The sequence below is a fragment of the Reyranella sp. genome (genome assembly GCF_965279625.1).
In the GTDB taxonomy this organism is placed as follows: Bacteria; Pseudomonadota; Alphaproteobacteria; order Reyranellales; family Reyranellaceae; genus Reyranella.
In genome coordinates this window covers 5,212,892-5,234,077 of the sequence record NZ_OZ257251.1, presented here as the reverse complement: position 1 = coordinate 5,234,077, position 21,186 = coordinate 5,212,892, and the positions used below count along the sequence as shown (strand labels likewise).

Sequence of the window (21,186 nt, the reverse complement as noted above, 5' to 3'; positions counted from 1 at the left end):
CGGCGAAACTATTGCTGCATTCGCGAGAGTGCAATGCACAAATACGAATCGGAACGGTTGGCACAGGGGAAAAACAACAAAATTACCCACGCCCTGCGGAAATTCCGCATTGCCGGCTTCCGGGAGTCGCGGCAGGCTTGAGCGGTAAACGGTCGTTTACCAAGCAGCTCGAGTTTAGGGAGAGCGCACCATGAAGCTCATGTGGTTCCACCTGATGCCGTACACGGAGCTTCCGGAAGACTTCAACCGGAAGCACCCGTCGGTTTGGGTCGACATCCATTCCTCGCTGTTCGACCCCAAGCGCGCTCATCACATGTACAACGACTTCATGGACGAGCTCGAGTACGCCGCCGAGCTCGGTTACGACGCGGTCTGCGTCAACGAACATCATTCCAACGGCTACGGGCTGATGCCCTCCCCCAACCTGATCGCCTCGTCGCTGGCGCGCCGCACCACCGACACCGCGCTCTGCGTGATGGGCAACTCGCTGGCGCTCTACAATCCGCCGACGCGCGTGGCCGAAGAGTTCGCCATGATCGACGTGATCTCGGGCGGCCGGCTGATCGCGGGCTTCCCGGTCGGCTCGCCGATGGACACCTGCTACGCCTATGGCCAGAACCCGAGCCTGCTGCGCGAGCGCTATCTCGAGGCGCATGACCTCGTGAAGCGGGCATGGACCGAGAAAGACACCTTCGCCTTCAACGGCCGCTACAACCAGCAGCGCTACGTCAATATCTGGCCGCGCCCCATCCAGAACGACCCGCATCCGCCGATCTGGATTCCCGGCGGCGGCTCGGTCGAGACGTGGCGCTGGTGCGCCGAGATGGACTACGTCTACTGCTATCTCTCGTACTACGGCTACAAGGCCGGTCTCACGACGATGCAGGGCTTCTGGAACGAGATGGAGAAGCTCGGCAAGGACCGCAATCCCTACCGCGCGGGCTTCCTGCAGTTCGTCGGCGTGGCCGAGAGCCGCCAGCAGGCGCTCGATCTCTACACCGAGCCGGCAGAGTATTTCTACGGTCGCTGCCTGCATGTCGATGCACGCTTCGCGACGCCGCCGGGCTACACGACTGAGGCCACGCAGCGCGCCGGCATCCAGAGCATGGTGAGCAAGGCGGCCAACACCGCAAGCTATTCGAGCAAGCTCAGCATGAAGGCCACCAACATGAAGGACATCGTGGATGGCGGCTACGTCATCGTCGGCTCGCCCGACGAGGTGGTGGAGCAGATCCGCCACGTCGCCAAAAGCCTGAACGTGGGCCATCTTATGCTGCTGCTGCAGTACGGCAACATGAGCAAGGACACGACCAAGTACAACACGCGCCTGTTCGCCGAGAAGGTGATGCCGAAGGTCAAGGACCTGTTCGGCGACTGGGAGGACAAGTGGTGGCCGAAGCCCATGGCGAAGGGCCAGCGCGCCGCCGTTCCCGCCTTCCGCCCCCAGACCGTCGCCGCGGAGTAGTCGCGTGTCCCAGCCCGCCACGACGACCGTCGAGGTCAACGGCCACCCCTGCCGCGTCTGGACCAAGGGCACCGGCCCGAAGCTCGGCTTCCTGGCCGGCCTCGGGGGCCTGCCGCGCTGGCTGCCCTTCCTCGACAGGCTCGCCGAGACCCGGACGGTGATCGCGCCGTCGCTGCCCGGCTATCCCGGCGCGACCGGCCATACCGAGCTCGACAGCCATCTCGACTGGGTGCTGGCGGTGCGCCAGATCGTCGACCAGGCAGGCCTCGCCGGGGCCGATCTGGTCGGCGCCTCGGTCGGCGGCGCCTTCGCGGCCGAAATGGCGGCGATCTTTCCCGGCCATGTCCGCCGGCTCGCGTTGATTGCCCCTTTCGGCCTGTTCGACGACAGGGAGCCGGCGGCGGATCCCTGGGCGCAGCGCAAGGACGTGCTGCCGGGCCTCATGTGCGCCGACGCCGCCAACTGGAACGAACTCGTCGCTCCGCCCGAGGGTGCCAATTCGGTGGAATGGCCGATCGAGATGACCCGGGCTTCCGAAGCCGCCGCGCGGGCCTTCTGGCCGCTCGGCAACACGCGTCTGGAAAAGCGCCTGGGATTGATCGCGGCGCCGACCCTGATCCTGTGGGGCGATCGCGACGCCATTCTGCCCTCCAGCTATGGGGACAAGTTCGCCCAGGGAATAAAGAGGGGGATCAACGGCACGACTCGGGTCGAAACCGTGCCCAATGCCGGCCATCTGGCCTATCTCGACCAGCCCGACGCGGTCGCGCGGGCGATATTGGCCCATTTTGCTTGAGAGGCTCACGCCCTTGGTGGTTGCTTCGCCGGTTCGGATCGCTATTGTCCGGCGCGTTAGGGGTTTTGCGAGGTAACACGGCAATGACGATCCGTTCGATGAAGATGACCGCAGGCGTCTCCTTGTTCGCGGCGGTCCTGGCGATCGGTGCCAGCCTGCCCGAGCGGCAGGCGTCGGCCCAGGTGAGGCCTGTGCCGCGCGAAGGTGTGGCCTTCAACAATGTGGTCACCCAGCGGGTCAAGATCGAGTCGGCCGACCCGGAGAGCCGCACGGTGGCTTTCACGATGCCGAACGGCCAGCTCGAGATCCTTCCCGTGGCCGAAAGCGTCAAGAACCTCGATGCGATCGATGATGGCTCGATGGCCGACGTCACCTACTCCGAGGTGGTGACCATGCTGAACCTGCGCCAGAAGGGCCCCGGCGCCCAGCTCGCCCGCAAGGACCAGATGGGCCAGCCGAACCAGACCGACGTCGAGGCCGGCCGCTTCACCCTCACCGTCGTCGGCGTCGACCTCGCCAAGAACATGGTTTCGGTGATCGACGGCCGCGGCGGCCCGGTCCGGACCTATTCGGCGAATTCCATCGCCAAGCAGGACATGCTGAAGAAGATCAAGGTCGGCGACGTCGTGATCGGCATGACGACCCCGCTGACGATCACCGCCATCTCGCCGGCGCGCTGAGACACTCCCGACAGACGTTTCAAACGGCCGGCATTCGCCGGCCGTTTTCTTTTGTGGGGTGTCAGCCGACGCTGACGTCTTCCCAGAACCCGATCCAATGATCGACCGCCTGCATACGCGCCTGCGGGGCCTCATAGGACCAGGCGGCGCGCGGGCTGCGCGCTTCACCCTCCACGACATCATAGAACTGAACGCCATGCGGGCATTGCAGGTCGCTGCCAGTCTTCGGCGTCTGCTTCAGCAAGTCCATGCGCACCGCTTCGCGCGGAAAGTAATGGTAGCCATCGACTTCGAGCGTGCGGTCGCTCTCGGCGATAACGTTGCCCTGCCACACGGCCTTCATGGCTGCCTTTCCTTTCTCAATACTGGTCGCGACGCTTCACCCAGCTCATCGTGAAGGGGAGCCCCGACTCGTCCCGGCCTTTCGAGGTCAGATCCAGCAAGTGGTAAGCGCCGTTCAGCATGTCAACGCCGCGCGCGTAGGTCGAATAGGTGTGATAGATCGCGCCGTCGTCGCCACGGCGGAAGGCGCTGAAGCCGGGCATCTCTCCGGGGCCAACCTTCATCGTCCCGAAATTGTAGTCCAGCGTATCCTCGCCGGGCCGCGAGCTAACCTTGTAGTCGAAGTTGAAGTCGCCTCCTCCGGATGACACCCAGCGGAAGGTCCAGCCCATCCGCTTGGCGTAGGCTTCGAGCGTCGCGAGCGGCGCCCGCGAGACGGCGACCAGCGCCGTGTCGCGATGCGCGAGATGCACGTCGACGCCGTTGAAGTTGTCGGCCCAGAAGGAACAGCTCTTGCACGCCTCGGTCCAGTCCGGACCGAACATGAGATGGTAGACCAGAAGCTGGCTGTGCCCGGAGAACAGGTCGGCCAGCGCCACGCGGCCCTCGGGCGCCTCGAAGGAATACTCCTGGTCGACCCGTTCCCAGGGCAGCTCCCGGCGCTGGCGCGACAGCTCGTCCCGCAAGCGCGTGAACTCTTTCTCCTTCGCGAGAAGTTCGCGGCTGGCGGCGAGCCATTCCTGGTGGGAAACGACGTGCGCGGTCATGCTGTCCTCCCGAGAAAGGCGATGAGCTTGTCGAAGCTACCCGCCCAACCCTCATTGTGGCAGGCGAAGTCTTCGGCATCGGCAAACGGACCGTGGATCAGGATGAGTTCGGTGCGCTCCCCCAGGGCGCGCAGCTCGACCCTGACCGTCGTCTCGTGGCCGCGCGCCCGGTTGTAATCGCCATCGGCGTGATGGGCCCAGGTGAACACCAGCCGCTCGGGCCGGGCGACCTCGAGATAGATGCCCGACGAGGAGAAGACGCCGCGCTCGTTGCGTCCATCGATGCGCCAGGCACCCCCGCGCCTCGCTTCGACCTCGCACAGCGTGATCTCCACGCCGGGCGGGCACATCCAGCGCACGAACTGGTCGCGGTTCACCCAGGCGTCGAACACCCGCGCGCGCGGGGCGTCGAAGATCCGGCTGAGATGCAGCGTGTTGTTATCGAGCCTTGCGTCGGGCATTTGACTTTCCTTTCGTCGGCTTGGGATCATCGGATTCGGTGCTCTTCAGGAATGCGTCGAGCCGATCGAAGCTCGCTTCCCAGAACTTGCGGTAGTGCTCGATCCAGTCCGCCGCCGCTGCGAACCCCTCGCCGCGCAGCTCGCAGCGGCGCCACTGCGCCTCGGTATGGCGTTCGATCAGCCCGGCCTCCGTCAGAACTTTGAGATGGCGCGACACCGCCGGCAGCGACATGTCGAACGGCTCGGCCAGTTCGCCGACCGTGGCGCCACTGCTGGCGAGCCGCGCGAGAATGGCGCGCCGTGTCGGATCGGCGAGGGCGGAAAAGGTCTGCGAGAGAGAATCCATATTTAACAAATATGTTAAATACAGAAATCCGTCAAGTCGCCCCGTCGGCGATTACCTGCCGCATCATCGACGTCTCCGCCTCCCGGGCGCATTTCAACCGCACACAGAAGGAGGACCCTCATGAAACGCCGAGCCGTCATCGCCTCATTGGTCGCCAGCTCTCTCGCCGCTCCCGCTTCGCGCGCCGCCACCAGGTTCATCGACACGCCCGACGGACAGAGGCTCGCCTTTAGCGACACTGGTAACGGGACGCCCGTCGTCTTCCTCCACGGCTGATCCCTGTCGGGCGAGATCTGGCAGCCACAGACCGACTTTCTCATGGCCAGCGGACACCGCGTGATCGTCTATGATCGGCGCGGACACGGACGCTCGACCAAGCCCGTTACAGGATATGATTTTGATACGCTCTCGGACGATCTCGCGGCGGTCCTCGCACGTACTGACGTCGCGAACGCCACGCTGGTCGGCCATTCAATGTCGGGTGGCGAGATCGCCCGCTACTTCTCGCGACACGGCGGCGAGCGCATCGCGCGAGCGATGTTCGTTGCGCCCACGACACCCTATGCCGTGAAAACCGAGGACAATCCCGAAGGCACCGACCGAAACGTTTTCGACCAGCTCGTTGCCGCACTCGAGGCCAATCCCAAAGGATACCTGGCGGCCGGCGCGCCCGGCCTGCTCGGCAAGAATCCGGCGCCCGAGACGGTGAAGTGGGCGCTCGACATGTCCTATCAGGCCGATCCCAGCGCGCTAAAGGAATGCCTGCGAGCCTTCACCGAAACCGACTTCCGGTCCGACCTGCGCACGATCCGGGTGCCGACGCTGATCGTCTACGGATCGGGTGACATGCCGTCGATGGTCAGCAACGCCCGCCGCACCGGGGAGCTGATTGCCGGCAGTCGCGTCGAAGTCTATGAAAGCGCGCCCCATGGGCTTTTCATCACAGACCGCGAGCGCTTCAACAACGACCTGCTCCGGTTCGCACGGAGTTGAAGCGTATGGAGTCGATCTACCGCGTCGAAGGCGCCATTGCCGAGACGAGCGCCTTTGCCGGCGGGCCTTGGAGTCCGAAACTTCAGCACGGCGCGGCACCCTCGTCGCTGATCTGCTGGGCCGTCGAGCGCCTGCCGTCACCGGTGCCGATGCGCGTCGCCCGCCTCACCGTCGACCTGATGCGCCCGGTGCCGGTGGCGCCGCTCACGATCGCGACCGAGATCGTCCGTGAAGGCCGCAAGATCCAGCTCGTGTCGGTGCGGCTGCTGGCCGACGGCGCCGAAGTGGTGCGGGCAAGCGCGCTGCGCATCCGCATCGATCCCAAGGAGATGCCGGCGATCGCCAACGGGCCATCGGTCGAGCTTCCGATGCCCGAGCACTGCAGCCCGCCCGACTTCTTCGCGACCGAGACGCCGTTCCTCAAGGGCATCGAGATGCGCACGGCCAAGGGCGGCTTCCGCATCCCCGGCCCGGCGGCCGTCTGGTACCGCGCGACGCGGCCCCTCGTGGAAGGCGCGGAGATCTCGCCGCTGATGCGGGCGGTCATCGCCGCCGACTTCTGCAACGGCACCTCGTCGGTCTTCGACATGAACGAGTGGACGTTCATCAACGCCGACCTGACCGTCAGCCTCGGCCGCGAGCCGGTCGGAGAGTGGGTGCTGCTCGACGCCGAGACCTGGATCGGGCCGGACTCGGTCGGCATCGCCGCCGCACGGCTCGCCGACCGCCAAGGCTATTTCGGCCGCGCCGTACAAAGCATCATCTTCGAGAAGCGGTGATGCTCATCGGAGCGCGCCTCAGCGCGCTCCGATGACTAACCGCGCTTCCAGCTCGTGCCCTTCGGCCCGTCCTCGAGGATCACGCCCTTGGCTTTCAGGTCGTCGCGGATGCGGTCGGACTCCTTGAAGTCCTTGGCCTTGCGCGCCGCCTGACGGGCCGCGATGGCGGCCTCGATCTCAGTATCGGAGGGACCTTCGGCAGCCGCCGCCGGCGTCCACCGGAACCAGGCTTCCGGATCCTGCTGAAGCAGGCCGAGCGCCGACGCACCCGCCTTCAGCTCCGACGGATCGCGCAACTGGTGCAGCGCGCTGATCGCAAGCGGCGTGTTGAGATCGTCCGACAGCGCCTCCTCGACGGAAGCCGGAATGGGCTTCGGCTCGACCGCCTTGCCGCGCAACAGCCCGTACCAGCGATCGAGTGTGCCCTTGGCCTGAGCCAGCCCCTCGGGTGTGAAGTCGAGCGGCTGGCGATACTGCGCCGACAGCAGCAGCAGCCGGATCACCTCGCCGGGATACTGGTCGAGCAGCTCGTGCACGGTGAAGAAGTTGCCGAGCGACTTGCTCATCTTCTCGCCTGAGATGTTCAGGAAGCCGTTGTGCATCCAGTACTTCGCCATGATGGCGTGACCAAAGGCGCTGCGGCTCTGCGCGATCTCGTTCTCGTGGTGCGGGAAAATGAGGTCGAGCCCGCCGGCATGGATGTCGAACGTCTCGCCGAGCAGCGCACCGCTCATGGCGGAGCACTCGATATGCCAGCCCGGACGGCCGCGGCCCCATGGGCTCGGCCAACCCGCCTGCGCATCGGTCGACGGCTTCCACAGCACGAAGTCGGCCGCGTCCTTCTTGTAGGGTGCGACCTCGACGCGGGCGCCCGCAATCAGCTCGTCATGCGAGCGGCGCGACAGCCGGCCGTAGTCTTCCATGCTGGGCACGTCGAACAGCACATGGCCTTCCGCTTCATAGGCATGGCCGCGGGCAATCAGCCGCTCGATCAGCGCGATCATCTCGCCCACGTACTTCGTGGCGCGCGGCTCGACGTCCGGCGACAACGCCCCGAGACGACCCATGTCGCTCTGATAGGCGGCGGCCGTGCGCGCCGTCAGCGCGTCGATCGACTCCTTGTTCTCGGCGGCGCGCACCATGATCTTGTCGTCGATGTCCGTGATGTTGCGGACATAGGTGACGCGCGAATAGCGTCGCTTCAGCAGACGGTAGAGGACGTCGAACACGACGACCGGCCGCGCATTGCCGATATGGACATAGTCGTAGACCGTCGGGCCGCAGACATAGAGGCGCACATGGTCCGCATCGAGCGGCACGAACGGCTCTTTCTCGCGCGATAGCGTGTTGTAAACGACGAGGGACATCGCCCCTTCTCCCGACTCAAAAACGAACGAAGGCTAACAGGGCCCGCTGGGCCTCAGGCCTCGATACATCGCGCGAGGGACGCGCCGGGAAGAAAGAACTGCGACATGGCGGCAATCTATACGATGGGTTCCTGCCGCGCAATTCAGGCCCCGTGGCAACGCTTTCTCAGGCTTCGCGCCCGTGAAGCCGTTCGGTCGCGCGGGCCCGGCCGCGAAACGGACGACGGGCGGGGACGCGGGTGTGACCATGGCGGCGCCTTGAGGCGGCGGGTCGTTGGCGGGTCGAGCCGGCTCCGCTAGTCTCCGTTCCAACCGGAGGAAACCAACCACAATGCGCACCGAGGATATCGAGTACCAGGCCGACGGCGTCCGCATGGTCGGACAGTATGTGGTCGACGATAGCAAACCGGGCCGTCGGGCCGGCGTCCTGGTCTGCCACGAGGGGCCGGGCCTCACCGACCACACGAAGAAGATCGCCGCGCGCCTCGCGGGCCTGGGCTACGCCGCCTTCGCGATGGACTATCACGGCGACGGCAAGCCGCTTGCCGATCCCAGCCAGACGATGGCGCGGCTGCAGCCTTGGATGGCCGATCCGACCGGTATCCGCACCCGGGCGCTGGCCGCGCTCGACGCGCTGAAGGCCCAGAAGGAGGTCGATCCGGCGCGGCTCGCGGCCATCGGCTACTGCTTTGGCGGCACGACTTCGCTCGAGATCGCCCGCAGCGGCGCCGATGTGAAGGCGGTCGTCGGCTTCCATTCGGGCCTCGCGACCGCGCGGCCGCAGGATGCGACGAACATCAAGGCCAGGGTGCTGGTCTGCATCGGCGCCGACGATCCGATCATTCCGCCCGAGCAGCGCCTGGCCTTCGAGAAGGAAATGAAGTCGGCCGGCATCGACTGGCGCCTTCAGCTCTATGGCGGCGCCGGTCACAGTTTCACCAATCCGGCGGCCGATTCGCGCGGCATGAAAGGCTTCTTCTATCATGAGGCCACCGACCGCCGGTCGTGGAACGCCATGATCGAGCTGTTCGACGAGACACTGAACTAGAACGCGAAACACCAGGGAGGAAGAAGATGAAACGCCGCCAACTGATCATCGCCGGGGCTGCGGCGCTTGCCGCCCCGTCCATCGCCCGTGCCCAGGGCAAGTATCCCGACAAGACGATCCGCTTCGTCATTCCCTTCGCGCCGGCAGGGCCGACCGACATCATCGGCCGCATGGCCGCGGAGAAGCTCACCGCCATCCTCGGCCAGCAGGTCATCGTCGATAACAAGGCGGGGGCGGCGGGCTCGATCGGCGCGGTGGACGTGAAGAACGCCAAGCCGGACGGCTACACGCTGCTCTGCGCGCCCTCCTCCACCCACGCCATCAACCCGACGGCCTTCGTGAAGCCGGCCTACGATGCGGTGAAGGACTTCACGCCGATCGCCTCGATCTGCGTCAACCCCCTGGTGCTGGTGGCCCGACCCGATATGCCCGACACCGTGATGGGCCTGGTCGAGCTGATGAAGAAGAACCCGGGCAAGTACTCCTACGGTTCCTCGGGCGCCGGTTCGATCATCAATCTCGCCGGCGAGTACTTCAAGCGCGAGGTCGGCGGCATGGACGTCGAGCACATCCCCTACAAGGGTTCGATGCCGGCGCTGCAGGACATGATGGGTGGACAGACCGCCTGGATGTTCGAGACCTTCAGCACGACGCTGCAGCTCCACAAGGCCGGCAAGGTCCGCATTCTCGCCTATGCCTATTCCAAGCGTGCGCCGATCGCGCCGGAAATCCCGACGATGATCGAGGCCGGCGTGAAGGGCTACGAGGCCTACACCTTCAACCTGATCCTGGGCCCTGCCAACGTGCCGAAGCCGGTGGTCGACGTGCTCGACCAGGCGGCGCGCCAGATGATGAAGGACCCCGCCACCATCAAGTTCCTGGAGGACATCGCAGCCGTCCCGACGACCAACACCTCGCCCGAAGTCACGGCGACGTTCATCAAGGACGAGATTGCAAAATGGGCGCCGGTGATCCGAGAAGCCGGCGTCAAGATCGAGTAGGGAGAATTCCTACCGGTAGCCGGCCGGGGGCGGCACGTTGCTGGGCGCCGGCGCGATCGGCGCCTGCTGCGGCATCTGGGCAGGCGTCGGCACGTTCGCCGCGCCGGGCCCCGTTCCTACGCCCGAGCCCGCCCCTTCGCTGGGCGACGCGACGCGGCCCGGGGCATCCGCGCCGATATTGCTGATGTAATAGCCGGCGACGGCATTGGAGTTATCCCCTGCCGTCTTGGCCGGGACGTCGATGATCCCGACGCGGGCCCCGCTCTTGTCGATCCGGTAGCCTTCCGGATCCATCTGAAAGCCTTCATTGTCGACGCGCACGCCGCCCGGCTGGGCCCGATAGGCCGGCGGCGGCGTCGTCTCATTATAAAGGGGCTGGGGCAGCGGATCGCAGGCGGCGAGCATCGAAACGCCGAGCGTCGCGGCCATAAAACGTCTCGCAGCCATCAAGCCCCCTCATCGTGTGGTCGACTGCGGGCTAATGATGTTGCCGTTGCGGTCGAGCCTGTTTCCCTGACCATCATAGCGGAAACCATACTCGTCACGGAAGGCCTCAACGCCGGCCGGCGGGGTCGTCTGGGCGGCGACCGGCGGGGTGCTGTAGGTGGTGGTCGAGACGGTCGTCGCCGGGCCGTAATAGGTCGGGGCGGCCGGCGCGCTCGTGTAGTAGGTGGTCGTCGAGGAGCCGGGAGCCGGCGCCGGGACCGGGTTTCCGTAGGCCTGATCGCGGTAACGACGGGCGTCGATCTCACGCCCCACGCAACGGTCGTACATCGAGCTGCCGGGCGTCAGGCCGTAGGAATAGCAGGCGTTGCGGGCATCGGCGTCGAGACTGGCGACGGTGTAGCCCACCGGCACGCGGCCCTGGGCGCGGGCGGCGGTCTCGCGGGAGACGCAGCGGTTGTAGTTGTCGGTCCCGACGCGGAAGCCGTAATCCACGCAGGCCTGCTCGGAGCCGGTGACCGCGTAGCGCGCACCCGCCGGCCGGGCTTCATAGGTGGTGCTGGTGCTGCTGCAGGCGGCGGCCGACAGGACGAGAGCTGTCGCGGCGAGAATCTTGGGGGCGTTCATGCGGTCCTCCGGGGAATTGAAGGCCACAGAACGTGGCGAGCCCCCCAGGGTTGCAGGTTGCCTGCGAGAGTTACGCCGCCTTGATGCTCGCCCCGTCCCTGAGTTCGCGGCGAAGAATCTTGCCGACGTTGCTCTTCGGCAGCTCGGCCCGGAACTCGATGTACTTCGGCCGCTTGTAGCCGGTGAGCTCCTGGTGACAGTAGGCCGCCAACGCCTCCTTCGTGAGTGAAGGGTCCTTCTTGACCACGAACAGCATCACCGCCTCGCCGGAATTGGCATCCGGCACGCCGATCGCCGCGCATTCGAGCACGCCGGGATGGGCTGCGACGACTTCTTCGACTTCGTTGGGATAGACGTTGAACCCCGAGACCAGGATCATGTCCTTCTTGCGATCCACGATCCTGGTGTAGCCGCGGGTGTCCATGATGCCGATGTCGCCGGACTTGAAGAAGCCGTCCACCGTCATGACCTTCGCGGTCTCTTCAGGCTGCTGCCAGTAGTCCCGCATGACCTGCGGGCCGCGGATCGCGATCTCCCCCGCCTGCCCGATCGGGACCTCCTTGCCGACGTCGTCGAGGATGCGGATCTCGACGTTGGGCAGCGGCAGCCCGATCGTCCCGGTGTAGGTCTCGGAGTCCGTGGGATTGCAGGTGACGCCCGCGGACGTCTCGCTGAGCCCGTAGCCCTCGCAGATCGGACAGCCGGTGATGGCCAACCACTTCCTGGCGACCGCCTCCTGCACCGCCATGCCGCCGCCGTTGGAGATGACCAGCTCCGAGAAGTCGAGCTTGGCGAACTCGGGATTGTTGGCCAGCCCGTTGAACAGCGTGTTCACCGCCGGGAAGACGTTGATCTTGTACTTGGCCAGATCCTTGATCGTGCCCGCGAGATCGCGCGGGTTCGGGATCAGGACGTTCAGCGCGCCGGTGCGCAACCCGAGCAGGCCACAGGTCACGAACGCGAACACATGATAGAGCGGCAGCGCACAGGCGATCGTGAGCTGGCCGCTGATCTTCCTGCGCTTCAGGCCGGGCTGCATCCAGGCCTCGGAAGCCAGCAGGTTCGCGACCAAGGTGTGATGAAGCAGGGTCGCGCCCTTCGAGACGCCGGTCGTGCCGCCCGTGTATTGCAGGACCGCGACATCGTCGGGACCGAGCTGCGGTTTCGCCAGGGCCATGCTGCGCCCTGCCCTGAGCGCTTCGTTGAACGTCACATGGCCCGGCAGCGACCAGGCTGGCACCATCTTGCGCATGGTGCGAACGACGAAGTTGACGATCAGGCCCTTCGGGAACCCCAGCAGGTCGCCCATCGAAGCGACCACGACATGCTTGACGCCCGTCTGCGCGATCACCCGCTGCAAGGTCGTTGCAAAATTCTCGAGGATGATGATGGCCTCGGCGCCGGAGTCCTGGAGCTGATGCTCGAGCTCACGCGCCGTGTAGAGCGGGTTCACGTTGACCGCGACGTATCCCGCCCGCAGCACGGCGGCGACCGCTACCGGATACTGCAGGACGTTTGGCATCATGATCGCGACGCGTGCGCCGCGCTTCAGACCACGTCCCTGCAGCCAGGCGCCGAGCGCCGTCGAAAGTGAGTCGATCTCGCCGAAGGTCAGGGCCTTGTCCATGCAGACATAGGCCTTCTTGTCGCGATGCCTGGAGAAGCTCTCCTCGAACAGCGACACAACGCTGGGATAGGCCGACGGATCTATGTCCGCCGGCACGCCCGGCGGATAACTCTTGAGCCAAAACCGGTCCACGTCGTCTCTCTCCCAGAACCTCTCGAGGCCAGTGAGGCGGCGCGCTCCCAGGCAGACTGCGCCACCTCCGGCTTAGTTTCGTTCGCGCTATGACTTCTTCTCGACCGAAGTCCGAATCTCTTCGTAAGACTCCTTCATCCGGTCCTGAACAATCTTGAAGGCCTCGGTGCTCGACTTCTGGACCAGCTCGGCGATGTCCTTGGTGTTGGCGATCGCCGCCTCCATGGCCTTCTTCGCGAACTCGGCCTGCTTGGCCATCACTTCCTGGGGATTGCCGCCCGGCTTGTAGGACTGTGCCATCTCGGCCATGTCCTTCATCGCGGCCTCGAAGATTTCCTTCTGCTTTTGCGCGATCCCGCTCGCGCCTTCCGCCATCGCCTGCCACGACTTGGTCATGGCCTCCAGGTTCTTCTGGTGATGCTCCATGATCTTCGTCATGTCGAAAGGCTGGACCTTGAGCTGCTCGCCGAATTTCTTGAACATGTCGGTGAAGCCCTGTGCTGGGTCGGCCATGCGAACCTCCTGTGGTTACAGGCCCAGCTTCAACCCCTGCTCCAGCGCGTGCAAGGCCAAACCGGCAAGCCCGCCGATCATGGCTCCGTTGAAGCGGATATATTGCAGATCGCGCCCGACGGTCAGTTCGATGCGGCCGATCAGCACGTCGATGTCCCAGGATTTCACCTGGTCGGCGATGAAGCGGCCGACGCCGCTCTTCTGACTCTGCACGAAATCTGCGAGGACGCGCACCATGCCGCGATTGATCTCGGCACGAATTGCCGGATCGCGCGCCAGCTGGCTGCCGACATCGACCAGCATTGCTTCGAGATGCCGGCGAACCTGACTGTCGCCGGCTTGCGCGTCCTTTGCGAGAAACGCGCGCACGCTGTCCCACGCGCCCTCGGCCATGGCCGCGACTTCCGGCCGGGCCAGCAGGTCACGCTTCAGCCCTTCGGCACGGCGGGCGAAGGAGTCGGAGGTGCGCAGGCGCTCGATGAAATTCCCAACGAAGCTGTCGAACTCCCGCCGCAGCGGATGGTCGGCATCGTCGCGCGCATCCTTGATGAAAGCCGTGGTCGAAGCGACGATCTTGCGCAGCAGGTAGGCGTCGGCCCGGTAGAGATTGAACAGCGCGGGTAACTCCTTGCGAATCTTCTCGCGCATCGCTGCCAGCGTGTCCTCGTTCGCCAGCACCTTTTCCAAGGCCACCAGCAACTCGTCGAGAACGCGCTGATGCCGCCCCTTCTCGGTGACGGCACCCAGCAGCCCTGCCGCCAGCGGCGCGAGCTCGATGCGCTCCAGCTCGGCCATCGCACGCTTGCCGAGGAAGCCCTTGAGTCCGGATTGCTCGACCGCGGCCAGGGCCTGCGGCACCAGCCGCACCATGAAGCCGGCGAGGGCGGCGCTGCGCTCGCGGTCGCTGAGCCAGTCGGCCACAAGCGCGGCGAAGTCGACGTCGCGCAGGCGGGCCTCGACCGGCTCGGGTGCCAGGAAGTTCGTCTCGATGAACTCGCCGAGATTCTCTGCGATGCGATGGTGATTGCGCGGAACGATCGCGGTGTGCGGGATCGGCAGACCGAGCGGCCGGCGGAACAAGGCCACGATGGCGTACCAGTCGGCCAACCCGCCCACCGTGGCCGCCGCGGCAAAGGCCGCGACGTACCCCCAGGCCCAGTGAAGCGGCTCGTAATGCCGGGCCACGACGAACAGCACCGCCGTCGCTACCAACAACAGCGTGGCTGCGAGCTTGACCCTTCGCAGGGAGCGGGCGCGTTCGGCGTCGCGGCTCAACGGCTCACCCGCGCGCCGTTCTCCGGTCGGCCTGACCGCATCGGGAAGGAATCGGACGGCTTGTTTCGCGGCATGAGGCGTCGGGTCTCCCAGTGTCGCGGTGCTTATAGCAAGGGCAGGCTGTTTCTGTCGTATAGTCGCGGCAACTGCATGTTCCCGGGAGGAAGCGATGAAGGTCGGATATATCGGTGTCGGTAATATGGGCGGTCCCATGTGCCGCAACCTCATCAAGCGCAGCAATCATTCGGTCACGGTGTTCGACCTGAACCCGGAGGCGGTGAAGACCTGCACCGATCTCGGTGCCAGCGCCGCGAAGTCCGTCGCCGAGGTGACCAAGGGCGCCGACATCGTCATGACGTCGCTCCCCATGCCCCGTGACGTCGAGGCCGTGACCCTGGGCGACAACGGCATCCTGGCCAATCTCGGCAAGGGCCAGACCTATATCGACCTCAGCACCAACGCGCCGTCGATGGTGAAGAAGATCGGCGCGGCCATGGCCGCCAAGGGCATCGCCATGCTCGACGCGCCGGTGAGCGGCGGCACGGTGGGCGCCGAGGCCGCGACCATCGCCATCATGGTCGGCGGCGACAAGAAGGTGTTCGACGACGCGCTGCCGGTGCTTCAGTCGTTCAGCGCCAACGTGATCCACATGGGCGAGCTCGGCACCGGCACGGTGGCCAAGCTGGTCAACAACATGATGGCCTTCTGCAACGCCGCCGCCGCGGCCGAGGGTCTGATGCTGGGCGTCACCGCCGGCCTCGATCCGCAGAAGCTCGTGCAGGTGATCGCCAGCTCCAGCGGCAATTCCTCGGTGTTCAAGGCCTTCTCGGAGCGCGCCCTCTCGGGCCAGTTCTCGCCGCCGTCCTTCGCCCTCAACCTTGCGCACAAGGACCTGCACCTCGCGATGGAGCTGGCCGACGAACTCGACGTGCCGCTGCCGCAGGGATCGGCCACCCACAATCTGCAGCGCATGGCCCGCCGCATGGGCCTCGGCAACAACGACAGCTCGGCGATCCTGCAGGTCTACGAGTCGGTGCTGAAGAAGACCGTCAAACCCTAGGACAGGTGTCTGGCGATCAAACGCGCGACGAGGTCGGCATGGGTGCTGGCCACGTCGTGATCGCCGCCCGGCACGATCTCTAGCCAGGCCTGCGGCAGACGTTCCGCGAGATGGCGGCCGACGGCGACGGGGCTGATTGGATCCGCGTCGCCCCAGATCAACAGGGTGGGTGCCGCGATCCTCTCCACCTGCAGCGGCGACGTCGGACTCCCGTCCGTGATCCACGAAGCGGCCTTAGGGAAGGAGCGACGGTAATCAGCGCGCCAGTCCGAGGCGCCGAGACCTGCCATGTCGACACCGCCTGACGTTACGCAGAGAACGAGGCGGCGCACCAGTTCCGGATGCTCCAGCGCGATCCGCGCCGCGATGACGCCGCCCATCGACTGCGCCACCAGATCCACCGGCTCGTCCATCCTTTCCGTCACCAGCCGCTTCAGGTCGTCGACGCCGCGGATCGTCGGATCGTGCGGCTGTGCGCCGAGACCCGGCCAGCCGAAATGCTCCTTGGGCCAGGTCGCAGGCAGGGCCTCGGCGACGGGCTTCCAGAATTGAGGCGAGCCGCCGGCACCCGGCAGGAACAGGATACGCGGTCTTGTCATGTATTCAGCCCCAGTTGGCCCATGAACGGCGGCAGGGTGCGGCCGATTGAGAGAAGATAGCGCCCCATGGCGCCGGCCACCTGTCGCACCGCCGGACGGGCGCTCATCCGGTCGCGCCAGGCGTGCAGACGCGGCAGGTCGGCCGGGATCGGCGCCCCCATCCGTTCGCCGAAGAGCTGCGCCATGTAGAAGGCGATGTCGACATAGCTGTAGGCGCCGGCGATCCACTCCTGCCCGCCGATCGTGCGCTCCATCTCCTCGTGGAAGCGCGCCGCCGCGTCGTGCGCGCCCGGCGCCGCGGGATCGCTCATCAGACGGACGATGTGCGGGAAATAGACCTCGTCGGACTTGTGTTCGAGCAGGCGCGCCCGTGCGCGGGCCCTTGGCTCTGCCGGCCACAGCGCGGGATCGCGCTTGAGCGTCTCCAGGTACTCGAAGATCTGCGTCGAATCGAACAGCTCGAGGTCGCCGTCGATCAGGACGGGAACCTGGCGCTTCGGATTGATGCGCACGACCTCGGGATGCTTCGGCTCGTAGAGCGTCTTCATCTCGAAGGGCACCATTTCGAGCTCGAAGGGAATGCCCTTCTCGCGCAGGGCAATCTCGGCCTTGGCACCGAACATGCTGAGCGGCCCGGAATAGAGTTTCATGGCGACAGCTTACGCGGGCGCGGTTCTACATCAACACGAACATCCCAATGGCGGCGGTCGCCATCAGAACCAGCGTGAGCCAGCCCAGGACGCGTTGCCAGAGGGTCGCCGTGAAATCTCCCATGATCTCGCGACGGGACGCCACGATCATCATCGCACCGATGATCGGCACCACGATCACGCCATTCAGCACCGCGCTCCAGATCAGCGCCTTGATCGGGTCGATCGGCAGCAACACCACCCCGAGCCCCGCCAGGATCGCCACCGCGATGGTGATGTAGAAGGGCCGGGCCTCCGAGAAATCGTGCTCCAGGCCAATTTTCCAGCTGCGCACCTCGCCCAGCGCGTATGCGGCCGATCCCGCAAGTACCGGCACCGCCAGCAGACCGGTGCCGATGATGCCCAGGCTGAACAGCAGGAACGCCGCGTCGCCGGCGATTGGCCGGAGCGCTTCGGCGGCCTGCTGCGTGCTCTCGATGTCTGTCTTGCCGTTGGCGTTGAGGGTAGCCGCCGTCGTCAGGATGATGAAGAAGGCGACCAGGTTCGACATCGCCATGCCGATGCCGGTCTCCCAGCCGATGCGCGTGAGTTCGCGCGGCGCCTGCTCGGGATTGTCGGTCAGAGGGCCCGCCTCGTCATCGCCCTCCTCTTCCTCGACTTCTTGTGAACTCTGCCAGAAGAAGAGGTAGGGGCTGATCGTCGTGCCCAGGATCGCGACGATCAGCATCAACGTGTCCTTGTCGAAGGCGAACTTCGGGACCACGGCGCCAATGCCGACCGCGCGCCAGTCGATATGGGCGGTGAAGACCACGCCGACATACGCGAACAACGAGAACGTCAGATACTTCAGGAAGCCGACATAACGGCTGTAGGGGATGAACACGATCGCCAGTACCGAGGCGATCGCGAACATGAAGGTGAAAAGGATTTGTCCCCCGCCCACCAGCATCGCCACCGCCGCGCCCATGGCCGCGAGGTCGGCGCCGATGTTGATGGTGTTGGCGACGAACAGCAGAAGGACTGCACCAAGCACGACCGGTCGGGGAAATGCGCGGCACATGTTGGCGGCCAGGCCACGACCGGTGACCCGGCCGATGCGGGCGCTGACCGACTGCACCGCGACCATCAGCGGCCAGGTCAGCACCACCGTCCAGAGAAGTCCGAAACCCGCCTGTGCGCCCGCCTGCGAGTAGGTCGCGATGCCGCTGGGATCGTCGTCGGCGGCCCCCGTTATCACGCCAGGACCGAGCCTCTTGATCAGTCCCTGAGTGTTTGTTGCGACCATCCTGCCTCCGAAACGGAAGACCACCGCGCAAGTTCCATGTCGATGGGCAACAGCGTGCGAGCGGCGATCAAGTCGGACAGCGATGGGCTGACCTGGTGCGATAGTCCACCTGCATTCCCCTTCCGACCGACTGCAACAGAGCGTCAGCGGAACGGGCGCGGCCCCTCATAGGAGCCGACATAGCTCACATGGGTGATCAGGCCCGTGGTGGGCCGCCACAGATGGAGGGCCACGCCCGGCGGATCCATGGTCATCGAAAGCCTGGCGCCCTCGCGCAGATCCAGCGTGGCCTGATGGGCCGTGCTGGGGGCAATCGACGCCATGGTGCCGGCCCAGCGTACCTGGATCGGCCGGTGCACGTGGCCGCACAGCACGCGTTCGACGTTGCCGTGCGCACGGACGAGTGCCTCCAGCCGTTCTCCGCCTTCGAGCAGGCGCGCCGCATCGAGCGGCGCTATGCCGACATCGAACGGCGGATGATGCATGAACAGCAGCGTCGTGCGGTTGCTCTCCGCCAAACGCGCCTCGAGCCAGTCCAGCCGTTGGCTGCAGAGCGCGCCATGGCCCTTGCCTTCGACAAGCGTGTCTAGGGCGATCAGGCGCAGCGGCCGATCTTCCACGACATACTGCAGGAAGCCGGCCTTCGGCAGGTAGGCGTGGTCCGGAAACGCCTCGCGCAAGGCGTCCCGCGCGTCGTGATTGCCGGGGATCAGGTAGAAAGGGATTTCAAGCTTCGACAGCAGGCGCTTCAGGTTGGCGTATTCCGCGGGCTCCCTCTTGTCGACCAGATCGCCGGTCACCAGGGCAATGTCGGGTCTCGGATCGAGCCCGTTCACATGTGACACCGCGCGTTCGAGAAAGCCCTGCGTGTCGATGCGACCGTAGAGAAGTTCGCTATCGCTTTTCACGTGCGGATCCGAGATCTGGGCGATGAGCATCACGATGCATCCTTCAGGTGAAAGGGCAACGTCGCGAGCTCGGGCATCAGGTCCTTGATCTCGTCGAAGAACACGATGAAGTGGCGTGCAACCAGTCTCTGCAGGTCGCCGCCCGGCTGGTTGTCGCCGTCCGCCGTCGTCATCTCCATCCCGTCCCTGGTCCGCACCCAGAGGAGCGCGTTGCGCGGCGCGCCGGGAAGCTCCGCGAAGCTCAGCAGGCCGAAGGCGACGGCCTTCCGCCGGCGGGCATGCTCGGCCAGCGCATTTTCCTTCGCGAGATCGCACAGCGCGAAAGCCAGCCTCCCCTGCGTTCCATCCGGCAGGGTCACGTCGTACTCGCGGGTGGCCAGGCGTCCGAGTTCGTCGCTCACTTCGCAACTCCTGCGCCCTGCCCCCTGAACCCGTTCACGATCGGGTAACGGCGCTCGCGGCTGATGTTGCGGGATGTGATCTTCACGCCTGGCGGCGCCTGGCGGCGCTTGTATTCGGCGCCTTCGAGCAGGCGCCAGACGCGATCGACGGTCGCAGGATCAAGTCCCTCCCTGGCCAGGGCCGCCGTGTCGAGATCGCGCTCGATCAACCCCCTCAGGATGGCATCGAGCGTCGGATAAGGCGGCAATGAGTCGGAGTCCTTCTGGTCGGGCCGCAATTCGGCAGAGGGCGGCTTGTCGACGATGCGCGGCGGGATCACCACGCCGGCACGTCCCAGCGCGCCCGCCGGCAGATGCGCGTTGCGCCAGCGGCAGAGTTCGAAGACCGTGGTCTTGTAGACGTCCTTCAGCACGTTGAAGCCACCGCACATGTCGCCGTAGAGGGTGGCGTAACCGACGGCCATCTCCGACTTGTTGCCGGTCGTCACCACCATGCCGCCCAGCTTGTTCGACACCGCCATCAGGGTGACGCCGCGGGCGCGGCTCTGGATGTTCTCTTCCGTCACGTCCTCGGGCCTGTTGCCGAACAGCGGCGCCAGCATGCCGCGGAACGCCTCCATCGCCGGCCCGATGTCGACGATGTCGTAGCGCACGCCGATCGCCCGGGCGCAGGCCTCGGCGTCCTCCAGCGAGTCGCGGCTGGTATAGGGCGACGGCATCATGATCGCATGTACGCGTTCGGGGCCCAGCGCGTCGGCCGCCACCGCCGCCGTGATCGCCGAATCGACGCCGCCCGAGAGGCCGATCACCACCGAGGGAAAGCCGGTCTTGTTCACATAGTCGCGCAGGCCGAGCACCATCGCCTGGTAGATGGATTCGATTTGGTCGAGTTCGCGCGCGATCGGACCGGTCTCGCATTCCCAACCGCCAGCGCCGCGCCGGAACTCGATGGTCGCGACCTCTTCGGCGAAGGAGGCGAGCTTGGCCTTGAGCGAGCGATCGGCGCCCAGCGCGAAGGAAGCGCCGTCGTAGACGACCTCGTCCTGGCCGCCGACCTGATTGAGATAGACGAAGGGCAGGCCGCTCTCGACCACGCGCTTGACGCCGAGCTGCACCCGAACGTCGGTCTTGCCGGCCTCATAGGGTGAACCGTTCGGCACCAGCAGGATTTCGCCGCCGGTCTCGGCGATGCATTCGACGACATCGGGTGTCCACACATCCTCGCAGATCGGCACTCCGATGCGGACACCTCGGAAAACCAGCGGCCCTGGCATCGGACCGGGCGCGAAGATGCGCTTGTCGTCGAACACGCCGTAGTTCGGCAGGTCGACCTTGAAGCGCTTACCGATGATCTCGCCCTTGTCGAGCGCGATGATGGCATTGTGCAGCTTCTCGCCCTCGCGCCACGGCGTCGTGACGAACAAGGCCGGACCGCCGTCATTGGTGTCGGCGCGCAGGGCTTCGACCGCGTCGTGGCAGGCCTGCTGGAAGGCGGGCTTCAGCACCAGGTCTTCGGGCGAGTAGCCCGCAAGCACCAGCTCCGACGTGAGCACGAGGTCGGCGCCTTGCCGGGCCGCTTCCGCACGGGCGGCCCGCACCTTGGCGAGATTGCCCGCCACGTCGCCGACCTTGGGATTGAGCTGGGCCAATCCCACTCTGAGTTTGTCCGTCATCATAAGC

Annotated in this window: 25 protein-coding genes; 9 read left to right on the top strand and 16 right to left on the bottom strand. The window is 65.7% G+C overall.

The window, feature by feature from the left end; all coding sequences use genetic code 11:
- Positions 1 to 190: 190 nt before the first annotated feature.
- The 3 genes from ACQY78_RS25465 (at position 191) to ACQY78_RS25455 (ending at position 2,941) form a co-directional block, all read left to right on the top strand.
- Positions 191 to 1,465, top strand: a complete 1,275-nt coding sequence (locus ACQY78_RS25465) for an LLM class flavin-dependent oxidoreductase (protein ID WP_428680426.1) — start codon at positions 191 to 193, stop codon at positions 1,463 to 1,465.
- 4 nt (positions 1,466 to 1,469) lie between these two features.
- The gene (locus tag ACQY78_RS25460; protein ID WP_428680423.1) at positions 1,470 to 2,261 is read left to right on the top strand and encodes an alpha/beta fold hydrolase; all 792 of its coding nucleotides are present in this window, start codon (positions 1,470 to 1,472) and stop codon (positions 2,259 to 2,261) included.
- Between the two features lie 98 nt (positions 2,262 to 2,359).
- Positions 2,360 to 2,941 (top strand): hypothetical protein, encoded by a 582-nt coding sequence (locus tag ACQY78_RS25455; RefSeq protein WP_428680421.1) that lies wholly within the window; start codon positions 2,360 to 2,362, stop codon positions 2,939 to 2,941.
- A gap of 61 nt (positions 2,942 to 3,002) precedes the next feature.
- On the opposite strand, the gene ACQY78_RS25450 is transcribed toward ACQY78_RS25455, so the two are convergent.
- The 4 genes from ACQY78_RS25450 to ACQY78_RS25435 are packed head-to-tail and all read right to left on the bottom strand — an operon-like array spanning position 3,003 to position 4,797.
- On the bottom strand, positions 3,003 to 3,284 hold the full coding sequence (locus ACQY78_RS25450; protein WP_428680418.1) for a DUF427 domain-containing protein: 282 nt from the start codon (positions 3,282 to 3,284) through the stop codon (positions 3,003 to 3,005).
- Positions 3,285 to 3,300: 16 nt separating this feature from the next.
- Positions 3,301 to 3,990, bottom strand: coding sequence for a DUF899 domain-containing protein (locus ACQY78_RS25445; RefSeq protein ID WP_428680415.1), 690 nt, complete (start codon positions 3,988 to 3,990; stop codon positions 3,301 to 3,303).
- On the bottom strand, positions 3,987 to 4,451 hold the full coding sequence (locus ACQY78_RS25440; protein ID WP_428680412.1) for an SRPBCC family protein: 465 nt from the start codon (positions 4,449 to 4,451) through the stop codon (positions 3,987 to 3,989). Before ACQY78_RS25440 ends, ACQY78_RS25445 begins: the two co-directional genes overlap by 4 nt.
- Positions 4,429 to 4,797, bottom strand: a complete 369-nt coding sequence (locus ACQY78_RS25435; protein WP_428680409.1) for an ArsR/SmtB family transcription factor — start codon at positions 4,795 to 4,797, stop codon at positions 4,429 to 4,431. Before ACQY78_RS25435 ends, ACQY78_RS25440 begins: the two co-directional genes overlap by 23 nt.
- Positions 4,798 to 4,917: 120 nt before the next feature.
- On the opposite strand from ACQY78_RS25435, the gene ACQY78_RS25430 reads away from it, so the two are divergent.
- From ACQY78_RS25430 to ACQY78_RS25420, 3 genes are read left to right on the top strand one after another with little or no spacing between them, the layout of a single operon-like run.
- A complete protein-coding gene (locus tag ACQY78_RS25430) occupies positions 4,918 to 5,073 on the top strand; it encodes a hypothetical protein (protein ID WP_428680406.1) in 156 nt (51 codons plus the stop codon).
- 3 nt (positions 5,074 to 5,076) lie between these two features.
- Complete coding sequence (locus tag ACQY78_RS25425) at positions 5,077 to 5,790, top strand: alpha/beta fold hydrolase (RefSeq protein WP_428686500.1); 714 nt, start codon at positions 5,077 to 5,079, stop codon at positions 5,788 to 5,790.
- Between the two features lie 5 nt (positions 5,791 to 5,795).
- Positions 5,796 to 6,569, top strand: a complete 774-nt coding sequence (locus ACQY78_RS25420; RefSeq protein ID WP_428680404.1) for a thioesterase family protein — start codon at positions 5,796 to 5,798, stop codon at positions 6,567 to 6,569.
- Between the two features lie 35 nt (positions 6,570 to 6,604).
- Here ACQY78_RS25420 and cysS read toward each other — a convergent pair whose 3' ends face one another.
- The gene (gene cysS / locus ACQY78_RS25415) at positions 6,605 to 7,936 is read right to left on the bottom strand and encodes a cysteine--tRNA ligase (protein ID WP_428680402.1); all 1,332 of its coding nucleotides are present in this window, start codon (positions 7,934 to 7,936) and stop codon (positions 6,605 to 6,607) included.
- A gap of 331 nt (positions 7,937 to 8,267) precedes the next feature.
- Between cysS and ACQY78_RS25410 the strand changes: the two genes are divergently transcribed.
- Both ACQY78_RS25410 and ACQY78_RS25405 read left to right on the top strand, forming a co-directional pair.
- The gene (locus tag ACQY78_RS25410) at positions 8,268 to 8,984 is read left to right on the top strand and encodes a dienelactone hydrolase family protein (protein WP_428680400.1); all 717 of its coding nucleotides are present in this window, start codon (positions 8,268 to 8,270) and stop codon (positions 8,982 to 8,984) included.
- Positions 8,985 to 9,010: 26 nt separating this feature from the next.
- The gene (locus ACQY78_RS25405; RefSeq protein WP_428680398.1) at positions 9,011 to 9,985 is read left to right on the top strand and encodes a Bug family tripartite tricarboxylate transporter substrate binding protein; all 975 of its coding nucleotides are present in this window, start codon (positions 9,011 to 9,013) and stop codon (positions 9,983 to 9,985) included.
- 9 nt (positions 9,986 to 9,994) lie between these two features.
- On the opposite strand, the gene ACQY78_RS25400 is transcribed toward ACQY78_RS25405, so the two are convergent.
- The 5 genes from ACQY78_RS25400 to ACQY78_RS25380 form a co-directional block, all read right to left on the bottom strand.
- Positions 9,995 to 10,414, bottom strand: coding sequence for a hypothetical protein (locus tag ACQY78_RS25400; RefSeq protein ID WP_428680396.1), 420 nt, complete (start codon positions 10,412 to 10,414; stop codon positions 9,995 to 9,997).
- 27 nt (positions 10,415 to 10,441) lie between these two features.
- On the bottom strand, positions 10,442 to 11,056 hold the full coding sequence (locus ACQY78_RS25395; protein WP_428680394.1) for a hypothetical protein: 615 nt from the start codon (positions 11,054 to 11,056) through the stop codon (positions 10,442 to 10,444).
- A gap of 70 nt (positions 11,057 to 11,126) precedes the next feature.
- On the bottom strand, positions 11,127 to 12,815 hold the full coding sequence (locus ACQY78_RS25390; RefSeq protein ID WP_428680391.1) for a long-chain-fatty-acid--CoA ligase: 1,689 nt from the start codon (positions 12,813 to 12,815) through the stop codon (positions 11,127 to 11,129).
- Between the two features lie 87 nt (positions 12,816 to 12,902).
- On the bottom strand, positions 12,903 to 13,328 hold the full coding sequence (locus ACQY78_RS25385; protein ID WP_425064762.1) for a phasin family protein: 426 nt from the start codon (positions 13,326 to 13,328) through the stop codon (positions 12,903 to 12,905).
- Positions 13,329 to 13,343: 15 nt separating this feature from the next.
- Positions 13,344 to 14,603 carry a DUF445 domain-containing protein gene (locus tag ACQY78_RS25380; RefSeq protein ID WP_428680388.1) on the bottom strand — a complete coding sequence of 420 codons (1,260 nt, stop codon included), beginning with the start codon at positions 14,601 to 14,603 and terminating at the stop codon, positions 13,344 to 13,346.
- 169 nt (positions 14,604 to 14,772) lie between these two features.
- Between ACQY78_RS25380 and ACQY78_RS25375 the strand changes: the two genes are divergently transcribed.
- Positions 14,773 to 15,663 (top strand): NAD(P)-dependent oxidoreductase, encoded by an 891-nt coding sequence (locus tag ACQY78_RS25375; protein ID WP_428680386.1) that lies wholly within the window; start codon positions 14,773 to 14,775, stop codon positions 15,661 to 15,663.
- Here the strand turns inward: ACQY78_RS25375 and ACQY78_RS25370 are convergent.
- From ACQY78_RS25370 to ACQY78_RS25345, 6 genes are all read right to left on the bottom strand, one after another.
- Positions 15,660 to 16,262, bottom strand: coding sequence for an alpha/beta fold hydrolase (locus tag ACQY78_RS25370; RefSeq protein WP_428680383.1), 603 nt, complete (start codon positions 16,260 to 16,262; stop codon positions 15,660 to 15,662). The genes ACQY78_RS25375 and ACQY78_RS25370 overlap by 4 nt on opposite strands.
- Positions 16,259 to 16,912 (bottom strand): glutathione S-transferase family protein, encoded by a 654-nt coding sequence (locus tag ACQY78_RS25365; RefSeq protein ID WP_428680381.1) that lies wholly within the window; start codon positions 16,910 to 16,912, stop codon positions 16,259 to 16,261. The genes ACQY78_RS25370 and ACQY78_RS25365 overlap by 4 nt, the downstream gene beginning before the upstream one ends.
- A gap of 25 nt (positions 16,913 to 16,937) precedes the next feature.
- The gene (locus ACQY78_RS25360) at positions 16,938 to 18,197 is read right to left on the bottom strand and encodes an Nramp family divalent metal transporter (protein ID WP_428680378.1); all 1,260 of its coding nucleotides are present in this window, start codon (positions 18,195 to 18,197) and stop codon (positions 16,938 to 16,940) included.
- A 143-nt stretch (positions 18,198 to 18,340) separates the two neighbouring features.
- Positions 18,341 to 19,135, bottom strand: a complete 795-nt coding sequence (locus ACQY78_RS25355; RefSeq protein ID WP_428686498.1) for a phosphodiesterase — start codon at positions 19,133 to 19,135, stop codon at positions 18,341 to 18,343.
- On the bottom strand, positions 19,135 to 19,506 hold the full coding sequence (locus tag ACQY78_RS25350) for a hypothetical protein (protein WP_428680375.1): 372 nt from the start codon (positions 19,504 to 19,506) through the stop codon (positions 19,135 to 19,137). The genes ACQY78_RS25355 and ACQY78_RS25350 overlap by 1 nt, the downstream gene beginning before the upstream one ends.
- Positions 19,503 to 21,182: an NAD+ synthase gene (locus tag ACQY78_RS25345; RefSeq protein WP_428680373.1), complete on the bottom strand. Its 1,680-nt coding sequence runs from the start codon at positions 21,180 to 21,182 to the stop codon at positions 19,503 to 19,505. Before ACQY78_RS25345 ends, ACQY78_RS25350 begins: the two co-directional genes overlap by 4 nt.
- Positions 21,183 to 21,186: the final 4 nt, after the last annotated feature.